The 25,134-nt window shown below is 62.9% G+C and carries 19 protein-coding genes; 3 read left to right on the top strand and 16 right to left on the bottom strand.

Going from position 1 to position 25,134, the window contains the following annotated elements:
• Positions 1–2,132, bottom strand: a 2,132-nt coding sequence (locus tag E8E75_RS05405) for a methyl-accepting chemotaxis protein (protein WP_280358252.1), incomplete at its 3' end; no start/stop codon positions are given.
• A 242-nt stretch (positions 2,133–2,374) separates the two neighbouring features.
• On the opposite strand from E8E75_RS05405, the gene E8E75_RS05400 reads away from it, so the two are divergent.
• The 3 genes from E8E75_RS05400 (at position 2,375) to E8E75_RS05390 (ending at position 6,834) form a co-directional block, all read left to right on the top strand.
• Entirely contained in the window at positions 2,375–3,694 is a 1,320-nt protein-coding gene (locus tag E8E75_RS05400) for a Na+/H+ antiporter family protein (protein ID WP_153922535.1), read from the top strand.
• Between the two features lie 124 nt (positions 3,695–3,818).
• Positions 3,819–5,501, top strand: a complete 1,683-nt coding sequence (locus E8E75_RS05395; RefSeq protein WP_153922533.1) for a methyl-accepting chemotaxis protein — start codon at positions 3,819–3,821, stop codon at positions 5,499–5,501.
• Positions 5,502–5,787: 286 nt separating this feature from the next.
• Positions 5,788–6,834, top strand: coding sequence for an AI-2E family transporter (locus E8E75_RS05390; RefSeq protein WP_120651305.1), 1,047 nt, complete (start codon positions 5,788–5,790; stop codon positions 6,832–6,834).
• A 68-nt stretch (positions 6,835–6,902) separates the two neighbouring features.
• Here the strand turns inward: E8E75_RS05390 and nuoN are convergent, their stop codons facing one another.
• The 15 genes from nuoN to E8E75_RS05315 form a co-directional block, all read right to left on the bottom strand.
• Positions 6,903–8,366 carry an NADH-quinone oxidoreductase subunit NuoN gene (gene nuoN / locus E8E75_RS05385; protein ID WP_153922531.1) on the bottom strand — a complete coding sequence of 488 codons (1,464 nt, stop codon included), beginning with the start codon at positions 8,364–8,366 and terminating at the stop codon, positions 6,903–6,905.
• 7 nt (positions 8,367–8,373) lie between these two features.
• Complete coding sequence (gene nuoM, locus E8E75_RS05380) at positions 8,374–9,900, bottom strand: NADH-quinone oxidoreductase subunit M (RefSeq protein ID WP_153922529.1); 1,527 nt, start codon at positions 9,898–9,900, stop codon at positions 8,374–8,376.
• A gap of 25 nt (positions 9,901–9,925) precedes the next feature.
• On the bottom strand, positions 9,926–11,773 hold the full coding sequence (gene nuoL, locus E8E75_RS05375) for an NADH-quinone oxidoreductase subunit L (protein ID WP_153922527.1): 1,848 nt from the start codon (positions 11,771–11,773) through the stop codon (positions 9,926–9,928).
• Positions 11,770–12,078: an NADH-quinone oxidoreductase subunit NuoK gene (gene nuoK / locus E8E75_RS05370; RefSeq protein ID WP_028628753.1), complete on the bottom strand. Its 309-nt coding sequence runs from the start codon at positions 12,076–12,078 to the stop codon at positions 11,770–11,772. Before nuoK ends, nuoL begins: the two co-directional genes overlap by 4 nt.
• Before the next feature lie 3 nt (positions 12,079–12,081).
• Entirely contained in the window at positions 12,082–12,582 is a 501-nt protein-coding gene (gene nuoJ, locus E8E75_RS05365; protein WP_137823045.1) for an NADH-quinone oxidoreductase subunit J, read from the bottom strand.
• A 10-nt stretch (positions 12,583–12,592) separates the two neighbouring features.
• Complete coding sequence (nuoI, locus tag E8E75_RS05360; RefSeq protein ID WP_028628751.1) at positions 12,593–13,141, bottom strand: NADH-quinone oxidoreductase subunit NuoI; 549 nt, start codon at positions 13,139–13,141, stop codon at positions 12,593–12,595.
• 11 nt (positions 13,142–13,152) lie between these two features.
• Entirely contained in the window at positions 13,153–14,145 is a 993-nt protein-coding gene (gene nuoH, locus E8E75_RS05355) for an NADH-quinone oxidoreductase subunit NuoH (RefSeq protein WP_120651300.1), read from the bottom strand.
• Positions 14,142–16,850, bottom strand: a complete 2,709-nt coding sequence (gene nuoG / locus E8E75_RS05350; protein WP_280358249.1) for an NADH-quinone oxidoreductase subunit NuoG — start codon at positions 16,848–16,850, stop codon at positions 14,142–14,144. Before nuoG ends, nuoH begins: the two co-directional genes overlap by 4 nt.
• Before the next feature lie 100 nt (positions 16,851–16,950).
• Positions 16,951–18,297, bottom strand: coding sequence for an NADH-quinone oxidoreductase subunit NuoF (nuoF, locus tag E8E75_RS05345; RefSeq protein ID WP_153922523.1), 1,347 nt, complete (start codon positions 18,295–18,297; stop codon positions 16,951–16,953).
• Complete coding sequence (gene nuoE, locus E8E75_RS05340) at positions 18,294–18,794, bottom strand: NADH-quinone oxidoreductase subunit NuoE (RefSeq protein WP_120651297.1); 501 nt, start codon at positions 18,792–18,794, stop codon at positions 18,294–18,296. The genes nuoF and nuoE overlap by 4 nt, the downstream gene beginning before the upstream one ends.
• Positions 18,791–20,572: an NADH-quinone oxidoreductase subunit C/D gene (nuoC, locus tag E8E75_RS05335; RefSeq protein WP_153922522.1), complete on the bottom strand. Its 1,782-nt coding sequence runs from the start codon at positions 20,570–20,572 to the stop codon at positions 18,791–18,793. The genes nuoE and nuoC overlap by 4 nt, the downstream gene beginning before the upstream one ends.
• Before the next feature lie 62 nt (positions 20,573–20,634).
• Positions 20,635–21,312, bottom strand: coding sequence for an NADH-quinone oxidoreductase subunit B (locus tag E8E75_RS05330; RefSeq protein ID WP_077524434.1), 678 nt, complete (start codon positions 21,310–21,312; stop codon positions 20,635–20,637).
• A 10-nt stretch (positions 21,313–21,322) separates the two neighbouring features.
• Positions 21,323–21,736, bottom strand: coding sequence for an NADH-quinone oxidoreductase subunit A (locus E8E75_RS05325; protein ID WP_077524433.1), 414 nt, complete (start codon positions 21,734–21,736; stop codon positions 21,323–21,325).
• 489 nt (positions 21,737–22,225) lie between these two features.
• Positions 22,226–24,220, bottom strand: a complete 1,995-nt coding sequence (locus E8E75_RS05320; RefSeq protein WP_120651295.1) for a PhoX family phosphatase — start codon at positions 24,218–24,220, stop codon at positions 22,226–22,228.
• A gap of 110 nt (positions 24,221–24,330) precedes the next feature.
• Complete coding sequence (locus E8E75_RS05315) at positions 24,331–24,930, bottom strand: murein L,D-transpeptidase catalytic domain-containing protein (protein ID WP_120651294.1); 600 nt, start codon at positions 24,928–24,930, stop codon at positions 24,331–24,333.
• Between the last annotated feature and the right edge of the window lie 204 nt (positions 24,931–25,134).

Below are 25,134 nucleotides of genomic sequence, written 5' to 3'. Positions count from 1 at the left end.
TGCGCCATCAGCCCCTGTTGGTGGTTGGCCAGGCGGTTCAGCGCCTGGCTGACCTGGGCGGACTCCTCGGCCTGGCCGGAGAGCGATTCGGTGACGTCGCGGATCGCCGCCACGTTGCGGTTGATCTCCTCGGCCACCGCGCTCTGTTCCTCGGCGGCGCTGGCGATCTGCAGGTTCATGTCGGTGATCACCGTCACCGCTTCGCCGATGCGTTGCAGCGCGGTCACCGCCTGTTCCACCTGCTCGACGCTGCCCTGGGCCTGGCGGTGGCTGCTGTGCATCGAACCGACCACCTCGCGCGTGCCGTGCTGCAGGCCCTCGATCACCTGGCGGATTTCCTCCACCGAGTCCTGGGTGCGCTTGGCCAGGTTGCGCACTTCATCGGCCACCACCGCGAAGCCGCGGCCGGCCTCGCCGGCACGCGCCGCCTCGATGGCCGCGTTGAGCGCCAGCAGGTTGGTCTGCTCGGCGATGGCGCGGATCACTTCCAGCACCGAGCCGATCTGCTCGCTGCTGTTGGCCAGCGCCTGCACCTCTTCCATGGCCGCACTCATTTCGCTGGCCAGTTGCTCGATGGCGCTGGTGGTCTTGCCGATCACGCCGAGGCCTTCCTGGGTGGCGTGGTCGGCCCCCCGCGCGGCTTCGGCGGCCTGGGCGGCGCTGCGGGCGACGTCCTGGGCGGTGGCGCTCATCTCGTTGGAGGCGGTGGCCACCTGGTCCACTTCGCGGTACTGCTGCTGCATGCCGGCGCTGGTCTGGCTGGCGATGGCGGCGGACTGGTCGGCGGTGCTGCGGGCGTCCTGCACCGAGCGTTTCACGTCGGCAATGATCGGCTGAAGCTTGTCGAGGAAGCGGTTGAACCAGCCGGCCAGTTCACCCAGTTCGTCCTGGCGGGCGTAGTCCAGGCGGCGGGTCAGGTCGCCTTCGCCACTGGCGATGTCCTTCAGCATACTGGCCACGCCGAGGATCGGCCGGGTCACGCCACGGGCGGTGAGCCATACCAGCAGCAGGCCGGCGACGCCGGCGACGAGGCCGATCAGCAGGCCGGTGAGGTTGGCGGTGTCGTTCTGCTGGTCGAGTTTGGCATCCAGTTTCAGGGCCGGTGCCAGCAGGACCTTCTCGGGAACTTCCAGCAATACGCTCCAGGGCGCGGCGGTGGGGATCGGCTTGAACGGCTGCATCACGCGCAGCATGCCGTCGTGCTCCATTTCCGCGGATTTGCCGGCCTGCAGATTGCTGGCAAGTTCCGCTGCCTTGTCACCGAAGGCCTTGTCCAGTTTGGCGCTGAGCAGACTGGCATCGCGGCTGTGGCCGGCGAGTAGGCCAGCTGGGCTGATGATGCTGACGTGGCCGTTGCCGTCATAGAGCTCGCGATTACCGGCCATGCTCAGTTGCTGCAGGCTCTCCAGGCTGATGTCCAGGCCCATGACGCCAACGGTCTTGCCGTTCAGTTGAAGCGGGAAGGCAATGCTGGTCATCAGTACCTGGCGGTCGCCCACGTTATCGAAGTAGGGGTCCAGCACACAGGCCTGGCCGGTTTTCATCGGGCAGGTGTACCAGGCGTTATAGGGCGCGCCGCTGGGGCCGGTGCTGCTGTCGGCGAGCAGTTCCTCGGTCATCGACTCGGATTCGAGCTTGCCGGGAGTCGGTTGGGACCAGTACAGGGAGAAGCGACCCTTGTCGTTGCTACCGAGCTCGGCCTGGTCGACGAAGAGTTCGTCCTTGCCGTCCAGGGCGTTGGGTTCGAAGACCAGGTACAGCCCCAGGATCTCCGGATTCGCCTCCAGGCTGGTGCGCACCTGGCGGGTCAGGTCTTCGCGCAGGTCAAAGGCGTCGAGGAAGCGTTTTTCAGCCTGTTCCTTGAGGAACAGGACCTGACGCGAGAAGCCTTTGCCGTACTGATAGTTGTCCATGAAGTAGCGCTGGATGCGGATGGCCTGGAGTTCCGAACGAGCTTGCAGGCTCTGTCGGGCGCTCTGGTCGAGCATCTGGCTGCTGTCGGCTTTCACCAGGCTGGCGCTGCGCTTGGACTGGTACAGGGACGAACCGACCAGCAGGGTCACGATGGCCAGCAGGCAGAGTCCGGCCAGCAGGGTGATCTTCCACTGGATGGACAGGCGATTGAACGGCATTGGGGCTTCCTTCTGTCTCGTCGGAACTTCATTCGTTGTCGGCGCGGCTGGCGATTTCTTGACGCAAAGACGACGAATAGCCGTGCGGAATGCACGAGGGCGCAATTTGCAGGCAAGAATTATGCACACTCCGACCAATATTCCGAACGCTTTTGACAGGAGGGGCCGCTTTCGGCAGAGTGCGCGCTTTTTTTTGCGGCAGAGTCCTTGGCTGGCAAGGCTCGAAGAACCGAGGAGTGGCGATGAATGCGGTAGTGGCGGCGGTGGGGATCATGCTGGTCCTCAGCCTGTGCCGGGTACATGTGGTGGTGGCCCTGATCATTGGTGCACTGGCGGGCGGCATGGTCGGTGGTCTGGGCGTCGACGGCGCCCTGGCGGCTTTCAACAAAGGTCTAGGTGGCGGTGCCACCGTGGCGCTGTCCTACGCGTTGCTGGGCGCATTCGCCGTGGCCATCGCTCGTTCCGGCCTGGCCCACGCGTTGGCCGACAAAGCCCTGGCGCTGGTGGGCAAGCAGGAGGCCAACGAGGGCGGTGCACTGAAATGGGGCCTGGTGGCGTTGCTGCTGTGCGTGGCGATCTCCTCGCAGAACATCCTGCCAATCCATATCGCGTTCATTCCGCTGCTGGTACCGCCACTTCTATATGTATTGACGCGCCTGGCCATCGACCGCCGCCTGATCGCCTGTGTGATCACCTTCGGCCTGATCACGCCTTACATGTTCTTGCCAGTGGGGTTCGGGAACATCTTCCTGAACGAGATTCTGCTGGCGAATGTGGTGAAAAGTGGCGTGGACGTTACCGGTGTGAATGTCACCGAGGCGATGTTGATACCGGCACTGGGCATGGTCGCCGGTCTTCTCATTGCGGTGTTCATCAGCTATCGCGGCAAGCGCATCTATGACCTGGAACGCATTGCCCAGGCCGAACAGGTCAGCGTTGCATACAACCCATTGAGCCTGGGTGTGGCGGGCGTGGCGATCGTGAGTGCCTTCGTGGTGCAGCTGTTGCTGGATTCGATGATCATCGGTGCGCTGCTGGGCTTCGTGATTTTCTCGGTGTCCGGCGTGGTGCGCTGGAAAGAGACGGACGATCTGTTCACCGAAGGCATGAAGATGATGGCGATGATCGGCTTCATCATGATTGCCGCCTCGGGCTTTGCCGAGGTGATGCGTGAAACCGGTCACGTCGCGACACTCGTGGACGCCTCCGCAGGCTGGATCGGCCACAGCAAGGCGCTCGGTGCGCTGCTGATGCTGCTGGTGGGTCTGCTTGTGACCATGGGCATTGGTTCATCCTTCTCCACGGTGCCCATCATCGCGGCCATCTTTGTGCCGCTGTGCGTGCAATTGGGTTTCAGCCCGCTGGCCATTGTCAGCATTGTCGGCACTGCTGGTGCCTTGGGTGATGCCGGTTCTCCGGCTTCCGACTCGACCCTGGGCCCTACCGCCGGCCTGAATGTGGATGGCCAGCACAACCATATCTGGGACACCGTGGTGCCGACCTTCCTGCACTACAACCTGCCGTTGCTGGCCTTCGGCTGGGTTGCGTCGATGGTGCTGTAGGGCGCGCCACAGCTGGTGTTCGTTTAGTTATTTCGACTCAGCGGTCGCTTAAGGTACGAGCGGGGTTGCCGATATATCGACAACCCCGCTGTGCGTTCTGGCCCTGCTTTCCGAGGATTGCTCGATGCGTTTGACTCTGAAGACCAAACTGTTGCTGCTGGCCCTGGTGCCGGTGATCCTCTTCGCGCTCGTGCTGTCTGGCGCCGTGACCAAGGTGATCCACAGCCTGGCCGAAAACGAGGTCAAGAACACCCGCGAGCGCCTGATTGCGGAGAGTCGCCTGGAGCTCAGGAACTACATGCAGATAGCCTTGGGATCGGTGCAGGCGCTCTATGACGCATCCGCGCCCGGCGACACCGCCAGCCGCGACCAGGCAATCGCCATCCTGTCGAAAATCAAGTACGGCAAGGACGGCTACTTCTTCGGTTACGACTCGCAGGTGGTTCGCCTGTTCCGCGGCGATAGCCCGGTGGACGTAGGCAAGAGCTTCACCGGTCGCAAGGACCCGAACGGCGTTGCGGTGAACGACCGTCTGGTGGCAGTGGCCAAGGACGGTTCCAACTATGTCGAGTACAGCTCGTCATTGCCGGGGAACGAGAGCGTCCTGGTTCCCAAGCTGGGTTACAGCTATTACCTGCCCAAGTGGGACATTGCGCTGGGCACCGCAGTTAACCTCGATGGTGTAGCTGCGCAGGTGGCCGAGGTGGAAGGAGAAATCGACGAGCGCGTAAGCACTATCGTGACCAGCGTGGCAGTAATCGCCGCAGTGCTGCTGGTGATCTTCGGCCTCGTCGGCCTGGGCCTGGCCAACGCCCTGGTGCGTCCGTTGCAGCGCATCAAGGCCAACCTGGATGACATCGCTGCTGGCGAAGGCGACCTGACCCGCCGTCTGGCAGTGGACAGCCAGGACGAACTGGGTGAGCTGGCGGGCTCCTTCAACCGTTTCGTCGAGAAGATTCACGGTCTGGTGCGTCAGATCGTCGACATGACTGGCCAGCTCACCAGCCTGGTGGGCGAGGTGGCGGCCCAGGCCCAGCGTTCCGAGCAGGCCATGGAGCGCCAGCGCCAGGAAACCGATCAGGTGGCGACGGCAATCAACGAGATGTCTGCCGCCGCCCATGAAGTGGCCAGGAGTGCCCAGGGGGCCGCCGAGGCCGCGCAGCAGACCGACCAGGAGGGCCAGGCCGCCAAGCAGGTGGTAGATGGCAGCATTACTCGAATTCATGCTCTGGTGGGCGATATCCGCAGCAGCGGCGTGTCTCTGGACAGCCTGCAACAGGATGTCCAGTCCATCGTCAGCGTGCTTGGCGTGATTCGCTCCATCGCCGAGCAGACCAACTTGCTGGCGCTCAATGCTGCCATCGAAGCGGCCCGTGCCGGTGAGGCGGGGCGGGGCTTTGCCGTGGTCGCGGACGAGGTGCGTGCGCTGGCTAGTCGCACCCAGCAGAGCACGCAGGAAATCCAGGGCATGATCGACCGTCTGCAACAGGGTACCCAGGACGCCGTGACGGCCATGCGTCGTTCCAGCGATGCGGGAGATATCACCAGCAGCCAAGCGAACCAGGCCGGTGCGTCGCTGGATGCCATTGCCGGGCTGATCGGGACTATCAATGCGATGAACGCGCAAATCGCCAGTGCGGCTGAAGAGCAGACTGCGGTAGCTGAAGAGATCAATCGCAGCGTCCACCAGATCGCTGTTGCGGTGGACAGCGTGGCGGAAGAAACCCGCCACGGCGCCGAGACCGCTTGTAGCCTGTCGCGACTGGGCGATAGCCTCGGCGGACTGGTTCGCCAGTTCCGTATCTGATCGGCAGATCCCTTCGTAGGAGCGAGCTTGCTCGCGAAATAGCGCGCTCGGACTCTTCGCGAGCAAGCTCGCTCCTACTCGTGCGGCGGTGAGTCCGGGCTACGATTTTCCCGTCTGCTTCGAGATGCCCCTTATAGGGGCAAAACACGTCGGCATTCTGACCCGCGACCCTGCGGCTGACCCCGACAGGCGCCAAAAAAACACTTAGCACTTTTCCCGACTCGCTGCGGACTAACGCTGTAGGTTCTCTTCACCCTGCGGCACTGCCATGGCTTCTCAGCGGCAAATGCACAGCCGTACCCTGATCCTCCTTCTTGTGGTGGTATCGCTAGCTTTCTGCTGGATTCTGCTGCCTTTCTACGGAGCGGTTTTCTGGGCAGTGGTGCTGGCGGTGATCTTCAGCCCTTTGCAGCGCCAGCTTGCACTGCGTCTGGGTGGACGGGGCAATCTGTCGGCGATGATCACGCTGTTCCTCTGCCTGGTGGTAGCGGTGCTGCCGGTTTTGCTCATCGGCCTGATGTTGGTGCAGGAAGGCGCGGACTTCTACCACCGGCTCGAGTCCGGAGAGCTGGATATTGGCGCGTACGTGAACCAATTCAGGGAGTTGCTGCCGAGATTCCTCCAGCGTCAGCTGGATCGCCTGGGCATTGGCAATTTCAACGGTCTGCGTGACCGCATCGTCAGCGGGATGCTGCAGGGCAGCCAGTTCCTCGCTACCAAGGCTTTCGCCATCGGCCAGAACACCTTCGAGGCGGTGGCGGGCTTCTTCGTGATGCTCTACCTGTTGTACTTCTTTCTCCGCGATGGCTACGAAGTAGCGCGCAACGTGCGCATGGCCATACCCCTCGGCGAGCAGCACAAGCGTCGATTGCAGATCAAATTCACCCGCGTGGTACGCGCCACGGTCAAAGGCAACATAGTGGTCGCCATTGTCCAGGGGGCGCTGGGCAGCCTGGTGTTCTGGTTCATGGATATCCAGAGCCCGGTGTTCTGGGGCGTCATGATGGCATTTCTGTCCCTGCTGCCACTGGTGGGTGCCGGCCTGATCTGGGGGCCCGTGGCGCTGTTCTTCGTGCTTAATGGAGCGCTCTGGGAAGGTGTGGGTCTGGCGCTGTTCGGCATCCTCGTGATCGGCCTGGTGGACAATTTTCTGCGGCCGATGCTGGTGGGCAAGGACACGCGCATGCCGGACTATCTGGTGCTGATTTCCACCTTGGGCGGGCTGTCGCTGTTCGGCCTCAACGGCTTCGTCATCGGCCCGCTGATCGCGGCATTGTTCGTTGCGAGTTGGGACCTGTTCACCGAGGCGGGCAAGAAAGTAATGCTGCCATAGGCGGGTGTGCTTTCCGCCAGGAACGAAAAACCCGGCACATGGCCGGGTTTTCGTTTCTCGGGTTCCGCTTAGTTGGCCAGGGCCACCAGACCTGAGTGCTGGACCAGGTCCAGCAGCGGCTGCGGGTAGACGCCGAGGAAGAACGCCAGCAGGGCGACGAACAGCAGCATGATGCCGCCGGCACGTTGGGCCCAGTGCAGGTCGGCGTCGTGGCGACGCAGGTTCGGCTCGACCAGGAACAGGGTGACCATGACGCGCAGGTAGTAGAACACGCCGATGGCGCTGCCCAGGACCATGGCGCCCAGCAGCCACCACAGGCCGGATTGGACACCGGCGGCGATCACGAAGAACTTGCCGATGAAGCCCGCGGTGAGCGGGATGCCGGCCAGGGACAGCATCATCACGGTGAGCACGGCGGTCAGGTACGGACGGCGCCAGAACAGGCCGCGGTACTCGTACAGGGCGTCGCAGTCACGGCCGCTGTAAGGCGTGGACATCAGAGTCACCACTCCGAAGGCGCCCAGGCTGGTCAGCACGTAAGTGGCCAGGTAGACACCGATGGCTTCGACGGCCAGGCCCTTGCTCGCGATCAGTGCCACCAGCAGGTAGCCGAAGTGCGCGATCGAGGAGTAACCCAGCAGACGCTTGATATTGTTCTGCACCAGGGCCAGCAGGTTGCCGAAGAGGATGGAGGCGATGGCGATGACGGTCAGCAGGTCGTTCAGCCAGCCACCGGCGGTGGCCGGGGACAGTTGGTACAGACGCAGCAGAACAGCGAACACGGCGACTTTGCTGGCGGTGGCCAGGAACGCCGCCACCGGCGCCGGGGCGCCTTCGTACACGTCCGGGGTCCAGAGGTGGAATGGAACCAGGGAGAGCTTGAACGCCAGGCCGATGAGCATCATGCCGATGCCGAGCTGGGACAGCACGCTGGAGGTGCCTGCAGCGGTCAGCTGGCTGAAGCTCAGGCTGCCGGCATCGGCGTAGAGCAGAGCCATGCCGAACAGCAGGAAAGCGGAGCCTGCGGCGGACAGCACCATGTACTTGATGCCGGCTTCCAGGGAACGCTTGTTGAAGAAGGCGTACGCCACCAGGCCGTATACCGGTACCGAAAGCAGTTCCAGGCCGATGAACAAGCCAGCGAGGTGCTGCGCGGTGACCAGCACCAGACCGCCAGCGGCGGACAGGAGGATCAGCAGGTACATCTCTTCGCGGTTGCCCGGATAGCCCTTGCCCGACTCACCGCCCAGGTAGGCGTGGATCAGTGTGACGCAGGCGAGGGTGCCGGCCAGGACCAGCGCCATGTAATAGGCGCCGAAGTTGTCGACCATCATCAGCGGGGTCACTTCCAGGGGAGCGACCTTGAGTGCCGGGACGATGGAAAGCAGGGCGAGGTTCAGACCGATGACCGAAAGGCCGAAGGTCCAGGAGTGGTGCCGCTTCCAGGCGATGGCCAGCATGACCACAACTATCGTGGCGCAGGTGACCAGCAGCGGTAGCAGGGCGATCAGGTGTTGAGTCGTGAATTCCATAACCTACTTACCGGGCAACGAGTTGATTGACGGCGGAATCCAGCCACTGGTGCACGCCATGCATGGTCGCAGCGGAGGTATCCAGTACCGGTTGCGGGTAAACGCCGAGCAGGATCAACAGGGCGGCGAGGCCCAGGACCATGGTCAGCTCGCGATAGCGCAGGCCTTCGTAGGCGTTTTCGTTCTTCGCCGGACCGAAGTAGGCGCGGTGGATCATGATCAGCGAGTAGACCGAACCGAACACCAGGCCGGTAGAGGCCAGTACGGCAATCCACGGCACTTGCTGGAACGATCCGACCAGGATCAGGAACTCGCCGACGAAGTTGCCGGTACCCGGCAGGCCCAGTGCGGCGGCAGCGAAGAACAGGCTGATGGCCGGCAGGTAAGGCATACGGTTCCAGATACCGCCCATCTCGCGCATGTCACGGGTGTGCAAGCGTTCGTACAGCTGGCCGCACAGGATAAAGAGCGCGGCAGCGGAGAGGCCGTGGGCGATCATCTGCACGATGGCGCCCTGCAGAGCGATCTGGCTGCTGGAGTAAATGGCGATCAACACGAAGCCCATGTGCGAAACGCTGGAGTAGGCCACCAGGCGCTTGATGTCGGTCTGGGCGAACGACAGCAGGGCACCGTAGACAATGGCGAACACACCCAGCCACTGGGCGATTGGCGCGAACTCGGCCGACGCGTTGGGGAACAGCGGCAGGGCGAAGCGGATCATGCCGTAGGCGGCAGTCTTGAGCAGGATGCCGGCGAGGTCCACGGAGCCAGCGGTCGGGGCCTGGGCGTGGGCATCGGGCAGCCAGGAGTGGAACGGCACCACCGGGAACTTCACCGCGAAGGCGATGAAGAAACCGAGCATCAGCAGGTACTCGGTACCCGGGGCGAGCTGGGCTTTCAGCAGGTCGGCGTAGTTGAAGGTCAGCACGCCGGTATTGCTGTAGTTCACCAGCACCAGGCCGAGGATGGCCACCAGCATGATCAGGCCGCTGGCCTGGGTGTAGATGAAGAACTTGGTGGCGGCGGTGATCCGGGTCTTGCCCTTGCTGCCGCTATGACCCCAGAGCGCGATGAGGAAGTACATCGGCACCAGCATCATTTCCCAGAAGAAGAAGAACAGGAACAGGTCGATGGCGAGGAACACGCCGACCACGCCGCCGAGGATCCACATCAGGTTGAGGTGGAAGAAGCCGACGCGGTTCTGGATTTCACGCCAGGAGCAGAGCACGGACAGCACACCGAGCAGGCCGGTGAGGACGATCATCAGGATGGAGATGCCGTCCAGGGCCAGGTGGATGGTGACGCCGAAACGCTCGATCCACTGCACCTTGAACTCCTCCGCCCACACCGGATCGGTGCCGGGAGCAGGGGCCAGGGTGAAGTCGCCGGTCGCCCACAGCCAAAGGCCGAGGACGAACAGCAGGGACATGGTCAGCAAGGCGATCCAGCGTGGCAGGGTGGCGCTGAAGCGCTCACCCTGCCAGCAGAGCAGGCCGCCGATGAAGGGAATCAGGATTAGCCAGGGCAGAATCATGACGGGCTCAATTCCTTAAGAAGATTCAGGTCAGCAGCACGGCGCCGAGCACGAGCACGGCTCCGCCGACGATGGATACGGCGTACCAGCGCAGCTGGCCGGTCTGGCTACGGCTGAGGGCAAAGTTGCCGCCCCTTACCACGCGTGGAACCAGGCCGATGGTGCCGTCGATGGGATCGCGACGGAGCAGGCGGCAGACCAGCAGGTAGGGTTTGACGAACAGCAGGTCGTAGAGCCAGTCGAAGCCCCAGGCGGCGTACCACCAGGCACCAAGGAAGCGGCCCGGCGCACTCTGGGCGAGTGCGCTGACGAAACGGCGCTTGCCAAGGAAGAGCAGGGCGGCCAGCAGGATGCCCGCCAGGGCGATGGCGCCCGAGGCGATTTCCAGGCTGTGCTTGGCTTCGCCACCGGCGTGGCCGACGCTTTCCGGCAGTACACCGGCCAGCGGCGGGGTGATCAGTGCGCCAATGAAGGTAGAGAGCACGATCAGCACGCTCAGCGGCAGCCAGTGGGCGACGCCGTGGCCAGCGTGAGCTTCGGTCTTCGCTTCACCGTGGAAGGCGATGAATATCAGGCGGAAGGTGTAGATCGAGGTCAGGAAGGCGCCCGCCAGACCGGCGTAGAGCAGACCGGAGTGGCCACTGGCGAAGGCTTCCCAGAGGATCTCGTCCTTGGAGTAGAAGCCCGCGGTGACCAGCGGCAGGGCCGCCAGGGCCGCACCACCTACGATGAAGCTCGCGTAGGCCAGCGGCAGTTTCTTCCACAGGCCACCCATCTTGAAGATGTTCTGCTCGTGGTGGCAGGCGTTGATCACCGCACCCGAAGCGAGGAACAGCAGAGCCTTGAAGAAGGCGTGGGTCATCAGGTGGAAAATCGCCGCATCCCATGCGCCAACGCCGAGGGCGAGGAACATGTAGCCGATCTGGCTCATGGTGGAGTAGGCGAGGATTCGCTTGATGTCGGTCTGCACCAGCGCGGCGAAGCCAGCCAGGACCAGGGTTACGCCACCCACGATGCCGACCAGTTCGAGGATTTCCGGAGTCAGCAGGAACAGGCCGTGGGTACGGGCGATCAGGTAGACGCCGGCGGTCACCATGGTAGCCGCGTGGATCAACGCGGAAACCGGAGTCGGGCCCGCCATCGCGTCCGCCAGCCAGGTCTGAAGCGGCAGCTGGGCGGATTTGCCCACTGCGCCGCCGAGCAGCATCAGGGTCGCGACCCAGAGCCAGGCGTCACCGGCCACGTACTTCTCGGGGGCCAGCTTCATCAGTTCCTGGATGTTCAGGGTACCCAGGTGGAAGAACAGGATGAACAGCCCGATGGCCATGAACACGTCACCCACGCGGGTGACGATGAAGGCCTTGAGTGCCGCGTTACCGTTGGGCGTGTACTTGAAGTAGAAGCCGATCAGCAGGTACGAGCACAACCCCACGCCTTCCCAACCGAAGTAGAGGAACAGCAGGTTATCGCCCAGCACCAGGAACAGCATGCTGGCGATGAACAGGTTGGTGTAGGCGAAGAAGCGGGAGTAGCCCTCTTCACCGCGCATGTACCAGGAAGCGAACAGGTGGATCAGGAAGCCGACGCCGGTGACCACGCCGAGCATGGTCAGGGACAGGCCGTCCAGGTAGAGGGTGAAGCTGGGCGCGAAGCCCGCCACGCTCATCCACTGCCAGAGCACCTGGGTGTAGACACCGCCTTCCGGCGGGGCCACGTTGAACTGCCAGATGATCCAGGCGGCGATCAGGGCCGAGAGGCCCACGGATCCGACGCCGATGACGGCGGATGTGTTTTCGGAGAAACGCCCGCGGGAGAAGGCCAGGATGAACCAGCCGAGCAGCGGGAACAGGCAAGTGAGGAATAGAAGGTTCATCCGCGCATCTCGCTGGCAGCGTCGATATCGAGGGTATGGAAGCGGCGGTACAGCTGCAGCAGGATTGCCAGGCCGATACTGGCTTCGGCGGCTGCAAGGCTGATCACCAGAATGAACATGATCTGGCCGTCAGGCTGGGCCCAACGGGCGCCGGCGACCACGAAGGCCAGCGCGGCAGCGTTCATCATGACTTCCAGGCTCATGAGCACGAAGAGGATGTTGCGGCGCACCATGAGGCCCGTGAGGCCCAGGCAGAAGAGTATGCCGGCGACCGCGAGGCCATGTTCCAGTGGGATTGCGTTCATGGCTTATTCCTTAGCTTCGTGGCGGCCGAGGTGGAAGGCGGCGACCAGGGCTGCCAGCAGCAGCATGGAAGCCAGCTCCACGGCCAGCAGGTACGGGCCGAAGAGGGCGATGCCAACTGCCTTGGCGTCCACGGTGGTGTGACCGATGGTGGCACCAGTGGCATTGCCGAACAGCACATACAGCAGTTCGGCCAGCAGAATCAGGGAGAGCAGGGCAGGGCCGGTCCAGATGCCGGGCTTGAGCCATTTCTTCTCCTGTTCGGCGATTGCCGGGCCGAGGTTGAGCATCATCACCACGAAGACGAACAGCACCATGATGGCGCCGGCATAAACGATGATTTCGAGGGCGCCGGCGAACGGCGCGCCGAGGGCGAAGAAGCACATCGACACCGCCAGCAGCGAGACGATGAGGTACAGCAGGGCATGCACCGGGTTGGTGTTTGTGATTACCCGCAGGGTGGAGACAACGGCCACACCAGCGGCGAAATAGAAGGCGAATTCCACGCGTGTCTCCTTAGGGCAGCAGGCTCTTCACGTTGATCGGCTCGGCCTCGTTCTGCGCGGCGCCTTTCGGCTTGCCGGCAATGGCCATACCCGCCACGCGATAGAAGTTGTAGTCCGGGTTCTTACCCGGGCCGGAGATCAGCAGGTCTTCCTTCTCGTACACCAGGTCCTGGCGCTTGAACTCGCCCATCTCGAAATCCGGGGTCAGCTGGATCGCGGTGGTGGGGCAGGCTTCTTCGCACAGGCCGCAGAAGATGCAGCGGGAGAAGTTGATGCGGAAGAACTCGGGGTACCAGCGTCCGTCCTCGGTCTCAGCCTTCTGCAGGGAAATGCAGCCGACAGGGCAGGCCACGGCGCAGAGGTTGCAGGCTACGCAACGCTCTTCGCCATCGGGGTCGCGGGTGAGGACGATGCGGCCGCGGTAGCGCGGCGGCAGGTACACGGGCTCTTCCGGGTATTGCAGGGTGTCACGCTTGCGGAAGGCATGGCCGAAGATCATCACCAGGCTGCGAAGCTGGGTGAAGGTGCCATGCACGACGTGGATGATTTCTTTGATCATGGTGTTTCTCCTTACTGGGCCGCGGCCAGCACGAGCGCGCCGGTCACCAGCAGGTTGATCAGGGTCAGCGGCAGGCACACCTTCCAGCTGAAGGCCATCACCTGGTCATAGCGCGGGCGCGGGATCGACGCGCGCAGCAGGATGAACAGCATGATGAAGAAGGCGGTCTTGAGCGCAAACCAGATGAAGGGGATCTGCGGCAGGATGCCGAACGGGCCATGCCAGCCGCCGAAGAACAGGGTCACGAGCAGGGCGGAGATCAGCACAATGCCGATGTACTCACCCACGAAGAACATGCCCCATTTCATGCCGGCGTATTCGATGTGGTAGCCGTCGGCCAGTTCCTGTTCCGCTTCCGGCTGGTCGAACGGGTGACGGTGAGTCACGGCGACGCCAGCGATGAAGAAGGTACAGAAGCCGAAGAACTGCGGAATGATGAACCACAGGTGTTGGGCCTGGTATTCAACGATGTCGCGCATGTTGAAGGAGCCGACCTGGGCCACGATGCCCATCAGCGACAGCGCCAGGAACACCTCGTAGGAGATGGTCTGGGCCGAGGCACGCAGGCTGCCGAGCAGGGCGAACTTGTTGTTGCTCGACCAGCCGGCGAAGAGCACCGCGTAGACCGCGATGCCGGCCATGGCGAAGAAGAACAGCACGCCGATGTTCAGGTCGGCCACGCCCCATGTGGGGGTGACCGGCACCACGGCAAACGCGATCAACAGGGCACTCATCGCGATGATGGGCGCCAGGGTGAAGATCAGCTTGTCGGCGAACGGCGGGGTCCAGTCTTCCTTGAAGAACATCTTGATCATGTCCGCGCCAAGCTGGAAGGCGCCGAACGGGCCTACGCGGTTCGGGCCGTATCGGTCCTGCCACAGACCCAACAGACGGCGTTCCACCCAGGAGAGCAGCGCACCGGTCACGACCACCCCGAGCAGGATGACGATGGCTTTGAGGACGGTGACGACGATGTCGATCAGTTCGGGCGTCAGCCAACTCATTGCGCGGACTCCTGTACGGCAGTGACGACGGCACCGGCGAAGACCGCCGGGATACCCGGCAGACCGGCAGGCAGGCCGATCAGGCCGATGCCCATTTCTTCCTTGACGGCAAGCGGCAGACGCAGGGTCTGGCCATTGACGGTCAGGGCGATAAGGGCGCCGTCATTGACGCCGAGGCGATCGGCTTCGTCCTTGGCCATGGCCACGTAGGGCTGCGGGATGCGTTCTTGCACCGGAGCGGCGCGGGAACTGTTCTCCTCGCTGCCGAACAGGTGGTGCAGAGGCACGGCCTGCCAGGTGCCCTGAGCCGGGTTGAACGCAGCATTGATGCAGAACCAGGGCAATGCCTGGCCCTTGGCTTCGATCAGGCGAACGCCCGGGTCGCCAGCGCGCAGGTGGCCACCGACTTCGTCCTGGAACTTGTTCCAGGCTTGCGGGGAGTTCCAGCCCGGAGACCAGGCGAACGGAATCTGCTGACGGTCTTCCTTGGTACCGGCATAGCCTTCCATGGAGAAGGCGAAGGCGGAGTCCTTGTCCTGGGGCTGACGCGGCTCGTGCACGCTGATATTGGCGCGCATGGCAGTACGACCGCTGTAGCGGTGCGGCTCGCGGGCGAGTTTCATCCCCTTGATGCGGAACGAAGCGCTCGGTGCGGCGTCGCGGATAGAGGCCAACAATGGGCTGCTGTCGGCGCAAGCTGCGGTGACCTGGTCCAGCTGGGTCCAGTCGACGGCCTTGCCTTGCAGAGTGCTGTGCAGAGCATGCAGCCAGCGCCAGCCTTCGCGAACGAGGATGTTGGCGTCGTAGTAGGTCGGATCGAAGACCTGGAAGAAGCGCTGGGCGCGCCCTTCAAGGCTGACCAGGGTGCCGTCGCCTTCAGCGAAGCTGGCGGCCGGCAGCACCAGATGGGCACGTTCGACGGTAGCAGTCTGCTGATGGTCGGCAACGATGACGACCTTGGCAGCGGCGAGGGCGGCATCGACCTTGCCGGCGTCGGCGCGGCGGTACAGGTCATTCTCGAGAATGACGACTGCATCGGCCTTGCCGGCGGTCAGCGCTTCGAGAGCGGCGTCGACGGATTCACCACCGAAGAGAGCCAGGCCCATGCTGTTCGCTTCTGGTACCACTAGGCTGAGGGAACCGTTCTTTTCACGGTTCTTCAGTGCGCTGGCGATGTTGGCAGCGGCTTCGATCAGGGCTTTCTCGCCAAGGGAGGCGCCGGAGATGATCAGCGGACGTTTGGCAGCGAGCAGGGCGTCGGCGATGCGCTTGACCAGCTCGGCGGCTTCGCTTTCCAGGCCTTCCACGGCCGGTGCGCTCGGGTCGATGGCGTGGGCAACAGCGAAACCGATGCGGGCGAGGTCGGCCGGGGCAGCGTGGACACTTTCAGCGGCGACGTCGTCCAGCCGGGTGGCGGCAACGCTGGCAATGAACAGCGGGTTCAGCGCGTCCTGGGCGACGTTCTGCACAGCGGCCATGTGCCAATCCTGGATCTTCATCGAGGCGGCGATTTCAGTGGCCTTGCCCTTGACGGCCTGACGCAGGGCCAGGGCCATGCGGGCTGCTGTCTGGGTCAAGTCTTCGCCGAGGACGAAGATCGCGTCGTGCTTCTCGACGTCTCGCAGGGTGGGCACCGGCAGCGGGCCGTTCTGCAGGATGTCGCGAATCAGGCGCAGGTTAGCCAGTTCGTTTGCGGCGATGCCAGAGTAGAAGTTCTCTCCACCGACCAGCTCACGCAGGGCGAAGTTGCCTTCGAGGCTGGCGCGCGGCGAGCCAATACCAATCACGCGCTTGCCTTTCAGCAGCTCGGCGGCCTTGTCCAAGGCGGCGTCCAGGCCCAGTTGCTGGTTACCCAGTCGCGGCTGGCGCGGACGGTCGTCGCGGTTGACGTACCCGTAACCGAAGCGACCGCGGTCGCAGAGGAAGTACTGGTTAACCGAGCCGTTGAAGCGGTTCTCGATGCGGCGGATTTCGCCGTAACGCTCGCCGGGGCTGATGTTGCAGCCACTGGAGCAGCCATGGCAGATGCTCGGGGCGAACTGCATGTCCCACTTGCGGTTGTAGCGCTCGGAGTGGGTCTTGTCGGTGAACACGCCAGTCGGGCAGACCTCGACCAGGTTGCCCGAGAACTCGCTCTCGAGGGTGCCGTCTTCGACGCGGCCGAAGTACACGTTGTCGTGGGCGCCGTAGACGCCGAGGTCGGTGCCGCCAGCGTAATCCTTGTAGTAACGCACGCAGCGATAGCAGGCGATGCAACGGTTCATCTCGTGAGCGATGAACGGACCGAGTTCCTGGTTCTGGTGGGTACGCTTGGTGAAGCGATAGCGACGGGCGTTGTGGCCGGTCATTACCGTCATGTCCTGCAGGTGGCAGTGACCACCTTCCTCGCACACCGGGCAGTCGTGCGGGTGGTTGGTCATCAGCCATTCGACGACGCTGGCGCGGAACTGCTTGGCCTCTTCGTCGTCGATGGAAATCCAGCTGTTATCGGTGGCGGGAGTCATGCAGGACATGACGAGGCGACCACGCTTGTCGTTCTCGTCGGTGTACTGCTTGACCGCGCACTGGCGGCAGGCGCCGACGCTACCGAGCGCCGGGTGCCAGCAGAAGTAGGGGATGTCGAGTCCGAGTGACAGACAGGCCTGCAGGAGGTTGTCTGCACCATCGACTTCGAGCGTCTTGCCGTCTACGTGGATAGTGGCCATGGTTCAGTCTTCATCTGCCCGTGTGACCGGGCTTTGGCTAATGGAATCTGCTTGCGCGCGGGGCCGTTCTTGCGGCCGCCGCTGCGCTTATTCTCTTGCCTCAGGCGCCGACGGGAATCGGGCGCGCTGCCGGAGTCTGGGTGGCGATGCCTGCCTCGAACTCCGGACGGAAATATTTCATCGCACTGCCCAGCGGCTCGACGGCACCCGGTGCGTGGGCACAGAAGGTCTTGCCTGGGCCGAGGAAGCTGACGAGCTGCTCCAGTGTTTCCAGGTCGCCCGCCTGGCCTTCACCGCGTTCAAGGGCACGGAGGACCTTTACGCTCCAGGGCAGGCCGTCTCGGCATGGGGTGCACCAGCCGCACGACTCGCGCGCGAAGAACTCCTCCATATTGCGGAGCAGAGAGACCATGTTGATGCTGTCGTCCACGGCCAGCGCGAGGCCGGTACCCATACGGGTGCCCACCTTGGCGATGCCGGCAGCGTACATGGGAGCGTCCAGGTGTTCCGGGAGCAGGAAGCCGGTGCCGGCACCGCCGGGCTGCCAGGCTTTCAGCTTGAAGCCATCACGCATCCCACCAGCGTAGTCTTCGAACAGCTCGCGAGCAGGAACGCCGAAGGGCAGTTCCCAGAGACCGGGGTTCTTCACCTTGCCGGAGAAGCCCATGAGCTTGGTGCCCATGTCTTCGCTGCCCGGGCGGGCGAGGGTCTTGTACCAGTCCACGCCGTTGGCGACGATCGCCGGCACGTTGCACAGTGTCTCGACGTTGTTGACGCAGGTGGGCTTGCCCCAGACGCCGACTGCGGCGGGGAAGGGCGGCTTGGAGCGCGGGTTGGCGCGGCGGCCTTCCAGGGAGTTGATCAGGGCAGTCTCTTCACCACAGATATAACGGCCGGCGCCGGTGTGGACGAAGAGTTCGAAATCGAAGCCCGAGCCCAGGATGTTCTTGCCCAGCAGGCCGGCGGCCTTGGCTTCATCGATGGCGCGGTTGAGGTTGCGCGCTGCGTCGACGTACTCACCCCGCAGGAAGATGTAGCCGCGATAGGCCTTGAGGGCGCGGGCGCTGATCAGCATGCCTTCCACCAGCAGGTGCGGCAGCTGTTCCATCAGCATGCGGTCCTTCCAGGTGTTGGGCTCCATTTCGTCCGCGTTGCACAGCAGGTAGCGGATGTTCATGGATTCGTCGGCCGGCATCAGGCCCCACTTCACACCGGTGGGGAAGCCCGCACCGCCGCGGCCCTTGAGGCCGGAGTCCTTTACCTGCTGCACGATGTCGGCCTGGGCCATATCGGTCAGGGCCTTGCGAGCGGCGGCGTAGCCGTTCTTCTGCTGGTATTCGTCGAGCCACACCGGCTGCGCGTCTTCGCGCAGGCGCCAGGTCAACGGATGGGTTTCTTCGCTGCGGGCGATTCGGTTGGCCGGGCCAATGGAGGTGAGGGTCTTCATTGGTAGGCCTCCAGCAGCATGGCAACGCCGTCAGGTTGTACGTCGCCGAAGGTGTCGTCGTCGATCATCACGGCCGGAGCCTTGTCGCAGTTGCCCAGGCAGCAGACCGGCAGCAGGGTGAACCGACTGTCGGTGGTGGTCTGGCCGAGGCCGATGCCGAGCTGCTTCTGCATTTCGGCAACGACGGACTCGTGGCCGCCAACGTAGCAGGTCATGCTGTCGCACACGCGGATGACGTGGCGGCCGACCGGCTGACGGAAGATCTGGCTATAGAAGGTCGCCACGCCTTCGACGTCGCTGGCGGGGATGCCGAGGATCGCACCAATGGCGTCAGCGGCGCCGTCCGGCACCCAGCCACGTTCCTTCTGGACGATCTTGAGGGCTTCGATGGACGCCGCACGCGGGTCCTCGTAGTGATGCATTTCGTGCTCGATGGCCGAGCGCTCGGTTTCGCTGAGTACGAAACGGTCGGTCTGGATAAGGGTGCTCATGATCAGCGGTCCACGTCAGCCATTACGAAGTCGATACTGCCCAGGTAGGCGATCAGGTCTGCCACCATGCTGCCGCGGATCACCGAGGGAATCTGCTGCAGGTGGGGGAAGCTGGGCGTCCGGATCCGGGTGCGGTAGCTCATGGTGCTGCCGTCGCTGGTCAGGTAGTAGCTATTGATGCCCTTGGTCGCCTCGATCATCTGGAAGGCTTCGTTGGCCGGCATGACCGGGCCCCAGGAAACCTGCAGGAAGTGGGTGATCAGGGTTTCGATGTGCTGCAGCGTGCGCTCTTTCGGCGGCGGCGTGGTCAGCGGGTGGTCCGCCTTGTACGGGCCTTCCGGCATGTTCTTGAGGCACTGGTCGATGATGCGGATGCTCTGGCGCATTTCTTCCACACGGACCATGCAGCGATCGTAGGCGTCGCCGTTATGGGCCAGCGGAACTTCGAACTCGAAGTTCTCGTAGCCGGAGTAGGGGCGTGCCTTGCGCAGGTCGAAGTCGCAACCGGTGGAGCGCAGGCCAGCACCGGTGACGCCCCACTCCAGGGCTTCCTTGGTGTTGTACTGCGCGACGCCGATGGTACGGCCACGCAGGATGCTGTTTTGCAGGGCGGCCTTTTCGTACTCGTCGAGGCGCTTGGGCAGCCATTCGACGAACTCTTTCACCAGGCCATCCCAGCCGCGGGGCAGGTCGTGGGCGACGCCGCCGATGCGGTACCAGGCCGGGTGCAGGCGGAAGCCGGTGACGGCTTCGATGACCTTGTAGGCGCGCTGGCGGTCGGTGAAGGTGAAGAACACCGGGGTCATGGCGCCGACGTCCTGGATATAGGTACCCAGGAACAGCAGGTGGCTGGTGATTCGGAAGAACTCGGCCATCATCACGCGGATGAAGTCGACGCGCTGCGGCACCTTGATGCCGGCGAGCTTCTCGACCGCAAGCACGTACGGCAGGTTGTTCATCACGCCGCCGAGGTAGTCGATACGGTCGGTGTACGGAATGAAGCTGTGCCAGGACTGGCGCTCGGCCATCTTCTCGGCGCCGCGGTGGTGGTAACCGACTTCCGGCACGCAGTCGACGATTTCTTCGCCATCCAGCTGCAGGATGATGCGGAAGGCACCGTGGGCGGAGGGGTGGTTCGGGCCGAGGTTGAGGAACATGTAGTCCTCGTTCTCGCCGTGGCGCTTCATACCCCAGTCTTCCGGGCGGAAGCGCGCGGCTTCTTCTTCAAGCTGGTGCTTGGCCAGGGTCAGGCTGAAGGGATCGAATTCGGTGGCGCGCGCCGGGTAGTCCTTGCGCAGCGGGTGACCTTCCCAGGTGTTGGGCATCATGATCCGCGACAGGTGCGGATGGCCGGCGAAGGTGATGCCGTACATGTCCCAGACTTCCCGCTCGTACCAGTTGGCGTTGGGCCAGATACCGGTGACGGTTGGAAGGTTGAGGTCGCCCTCGGACAAGGCGACTTTGATCATCACGTCACTATTACGCTCCAGCGACATCAGGTGGTAGAACACCGTGAAGTCGGCATTCGGCAAGCCGCGGCGCTGGGTACGCAGGCGCTCGTCGACGCCATGCAGGTCGTACAGCATGACGTAGGGGCGCGGGAGATTGCGCAGAAACTTGAGGACGTCGATCAGCTTGTCGCGAGCGACCCAGATCACCGGCATTCCGGTTCGGGTCGACTGGATGGTCAGGCTTTCGGCGCCAAAGCGGGAATTGAGCTCTACGACGACGTCTTGGTCGTCAGCCTTATAAGGCGGAATAGACAGAACGGTGTCTGCAGTCATGGTCTCGGTCGCTATCGGTCAACGTAAAGAATGAGCCTGGGGTCTTCCGGAGAAGAGCAGGCTCAGACTTCGTCGGGGCTGCGCAGGTTGGTGACCTGAATACGCTGTTCGCGGCGCTTTTCTCGCTCGGAGGGCATGTCGGCGCGGTACACGCCTTGGTCCCCCACGACCCAGGATAGTGGGCGGCGCTCCTGGCCGATGGATTCCTGCAGCAGCATCAGGCCTTGCAGGAATGCCTCCGGGCGGGGCGGGCAGCCGGGAATGTAGACGTCCACGGGAAGGAACTTGTCCACGCCCTGAACGACCGAGTAAATATCGTACATACCGCCGGAGTTCGCGCACGAACCCATGGAGATCACCCACTTGGGCTCCAGCATCTGCTCATAGAGGCGCTGGATGACCGGTGCCATCTTGATGAAGCAGGTGCCGGCGATGACCATGAAGTCCGCCTGGCGCGGTGATGCACGAATGACCTCTGCACCGAATCGCGCGATGTCGTGCGGCGCGGTGAAGGCAGTGGTCATCTCCACGTAGCAGCAGGAGAGGCCGAAGTTATACGGCCACAGGGAGTTCTTGCGACCCCAGTTGACTGCTCCGTTGAGAACATCCTCGAGCTTGCCCAGGAAGATGTTCTTGTGCACCTGATCTTCTAGCAGCGGGTCGGAAACGGTCTCCCGTTCGCCGATCGGATACTGCTCGTAAGTGGCATCCGGATCGATCCGAGTAAGTTTGTATTGCATTGCCAAAGCCTCATTGTTTTAGCTTCGCCTGCCGCTTGCGACGACCTTCGGGAGCCCAATCGAGCGCCCCGATGCGCCAAAGGTAGACAAGACCTGCCAACAGAATTGCTATGAAAATGGTTGCTTCGATAAACCCGGCCCAACCGCTTTCACGGACGGAAACGGACCAAGCGAAGAGAAAGAGGGCTTCGACGTCGAAGATCACGAAAAGCATCGCGACCAGATAGAACTTTGCGGAGAGGCGGAGGCGGGCAGTGCCGGTGGGAAGCATGCCGGATTCGAAAGGGTCGTTCTTGCTACGACCGATGGCCTTGCTGCCGAGCAGGCTGGAGACGCCGATCATGAAGGCGCAGAGGCCGACGACACCCAACAGGAAAACAGCGAAACCCCAGTTGTGGGAGATGATGGCAGTAGCTTCCGACATGCCGGAACTCCTTAGTCAAGGAACGGCGTTCACTTGCGTTTAAAAGGTTTAATGCCGGGCCTCATTGAGACCCCGGCAATCGATTCGGACAATTTTATGCCCGACCGGGTGTGCAAGTAAATTTTTCAGGCCAAAAAATTGCCCGCGCAGCCGGATTTTCGACCTCTCGATCCTTTGCAAGCTAGCAACCATCGGTGTTCCAGCGTTTTCTTAGGCTATGGTCGGATTGCGGCCTTATGTCGCAGTGAGGACCCTGAAAAGTAGCAAATGATAGTCATTAGCGTTTGATTGGTGGTTAATTAGTCACTACACGTGAGTTGCTCGGTAGAACTTGGAAATTACCGCGGAAAATATGCTCAGGACATTCCTAAGTTGCTCTTCGAGCCGTTTTCATAATTGCGACAATTCCATTTATTTTTGTTCAGGCCGAATTGCGAAAGAGGAAAAAGAGGCCGGCCCTGGTGAGCCGGCCGAAATCCTTGAGGGGATTCAGAGCAGTCGACGTCCGTCTTCGCGGGTAATGATCACGGTGGAGGAGCGTGGCCGCTTGCCCGGGCCGTCTGGCCAGGTGCTGAGCAGGTTGGTGGCGGTGGACCCTTCGCCGGGGTGCTGGATGTTGACGAATAGTGTGCGGAAGTCGGGCGTTGCGCTTATGCCGGTCACCTCGGCACCCAGGGGGCCGACCAGGAAACGCTTGAGCTCACCGCTGCGAGGGTCGGCCACCAGCATTTGGTTGTTGCCGAAGGGGCCGGCGCTGAGTTGGCTGCCACTCATATCGGTCTGGATCCAGAGCCGCCCCTCGTCGTCGAACCAGAGTCCGTCCGGGCTGGCAAGGATGTTCTGCGCGCCCAGCGGCTTGCCATTGGGTCCGCGACTGTCTGTCTCGGGGCCAGCGAGTAGGAAGATGTTCCAGTCGAAACGGCTCCCGGCGTGGTCGCGGCTGTTTTCGCGCCAGCGGATGATGTGACCAAAGGCGTTGGCCGGACGCGGGTTGGCGGCATCGGCCGTGGTACGGGCCGTGTTGTTGGTGAGGGTGAAATAGACCTCGCCATTGTCCGGGTTGACTGCACCCCATTCAGGACGGTCCATGCGGGTGGCGCCGACAGCGTCAGCGGCCTGACGGGTATTGATCAGCACCTCGCCCTGGTCGGCAAAGGTGACACCCGCTGCCAGGCACGCCTTGAGGAAGTTGCGATCATTGATATCGAGTGGCAGCCAGTCGCCGCTGCCGTCGGCATTGAAGCGGGCGACATAGAGCGTGCCATCGTCGAGCAGGCGGCCGTTGGCCTGGCCAGGGCGGTATTTGTCGCGGCTGACGTACTTGTAGATGTACTCGTTCTGCGAGTCGTCGCCGGAATAGCAGACTACCGGGCGTCCGGGCTTCACCGGGGCGAAGATAAGGCCTTCATGGGCGAAACGGCCCAGTGCGGTGTGCTTGACCGGGGTGGAGTCGGGGTCGAAGGGATCGATCTCGACTATCCAGCCGAAATGGTTCGGCTCGTTGCGATAGTCGTCTTTTGCGTCGGCTGTCTTGCGAGTGGCATCGAAGCGCTCGAACTCGTCACCCGCGAGGGTTTCCCAGCCAAAGCGGCTGCTGCTGCGCAGGCCGTAGCGTTTTAGCTCGCGCGGCAGGTCGGTGTCGCGAGTGGCAAAGTAGCCGGCCCAGTTCTCTTCGCAGGTCAGATAGGTGCCCCAGGGCGTAAAGCCGTTGGAGCAGTTGTTCTGCGTGCCCCGAGTGGCGGTGCCTTGGGGGCTGTAGCGGGTTTTCAGTAGATTGTGGCCGCGTGCCGGGCCGCTGATTTGCATCGGTGTCGCGGCAGTTATGCGGCGGTTTCGACGGCTCGGCACCACTTCCCATTCGCCACGTACATTGCGACGGATTTCCACTACCGAAACTCCGTGGGCATTGATCTCCTTGCGTACTTCGTCGGCGATGGTGCGCTTGCCGTCGACGACGGTCGGGCCGTTGGGATGCAGCAGCGGGGCGTCTATGTACTCGTGATTGAGCACCAGCAGGCCGTGGTCGGAGCGCATGCCTGGCCCGCGGCGGGCGTCTATTGGGAAAAAGTGCATGCCGTCATGGTGCATGCCGACCTGTTCGGCCTGGTCCTGGGCGCTGTTGCTGGCATCCTCGGCAAAGGCCGGATAGCGGCCGGTGATTGGGGTTCCCCATGGAATGAACGCAGTGGCTTTGTAGCCCGGCGGCACGCTGATGGTATCGGCGCGGCCGGTGGGGATGGCCTCGAATGGCAGGCGAGAGCGCGGCTTGAAAGGAAAATCGCTGGTTTGGGGCTCGGCGGCCGTCGCATCGCCTGGAACGGCTGCGCCGAGGAAGGCCAGGGCGCTCATGGTGGCGCCACCGATCAGTACCTGGCGACGATTGAGGCTCCCGATCAGATCGTTGATGTGGGGATTGTTGGTGGTGTTGCTGGGCGGCTCATCGCCGTTACCAAAGAGCACGGCGTTGTCGTTGTAATCGTTCAAGGCGAGTCTCCAAACAGGCAAATCGACGGAGACCTGACGCTAATTGTCGAAAGCGACGGAACGGTTACAGCGGGATGGAGATACTGTTGCGCGGGATTTGGCGCACGTTTTCAGTTGCGTACCAGGGCTTGGTCGTCTTGCCGGATTGCGAAGATCAGCGCGCCGCCTTCAAGTTGCTTGATTACCCGGTCGCGATCGGCGCTGGACAGCACCAGGCAACCATAGCTCCGCCCCGGCACGCCGTGTTGGCGAATGAAGTCTTCCTCCATGTAAGCGTTGGCGTGGATGACAATGGCGCGTTCTTCAGCGTTGCTGTTACTTGGCGAAAGGCCCGCCAGGCGCATCGAGCGTCCGTGGCCCGGTTCTTCGCTGTCGAACACCTGGGCTGTGCGGAACAGGCCGAGGGAGGTAGCGCGGCTACCGGAGTCGTTGGAGAAGTGGTCGGCCTTGCCGTCATGGTCCGGGTCCGAGCCCTTGCCGTGGGCGACGCGGAAACTCCCGAGCAGTGCGTGGCTATGGCTGTCGAAGAGGTAGAAGCGAGGCAGCGTGGAGGAGCGGCCGTAGTCGACTACGGCGAAGTGTGGGTGCTGGCTGCTTTTCAATTCGTCGAGGATTTCGTCCAGCGATGGCTGGGAGATCAGTGTCTCCAGGTCGCCTGCGCGTAGAGCGGGGGAGATCAGTAGCAGAATCAGGAGCAGGACTCTCGGCACGGCCAGGTCTCCAAGGGATTGTTTTGACCAATTCTAAGTGGGTGCGCCAGGGAGGCAACTTCTAAGTCTTCAGCCTAATTTTGGGCTGGCCCGTCCGGCTGAAGTTCATATCGTTTCGTTGCGCCAAAGAAAAACCCCGGTGCATGCACCGGGGTTTCTGACTTGCCATGTCCGGTCGATGCGTGGTCGACCGGTGGCAGTTCC

The sequence above is a fragment of the Pseudomonas sp. BN606 genome (assembly GCF_029873115.1).
Taxonomy (GTDB): domain Bacteria; phylum Pseudomonadota; class Gammaproteobacteria; order Pseudomonadales; family Pseudomonadaceae; genus Metapseudomonas.
The sequence above is the reverse complement of the archived record's forward strand: the minus strand, read 5'-3'. Positions and strand labels throughout refer to the sequence as shown.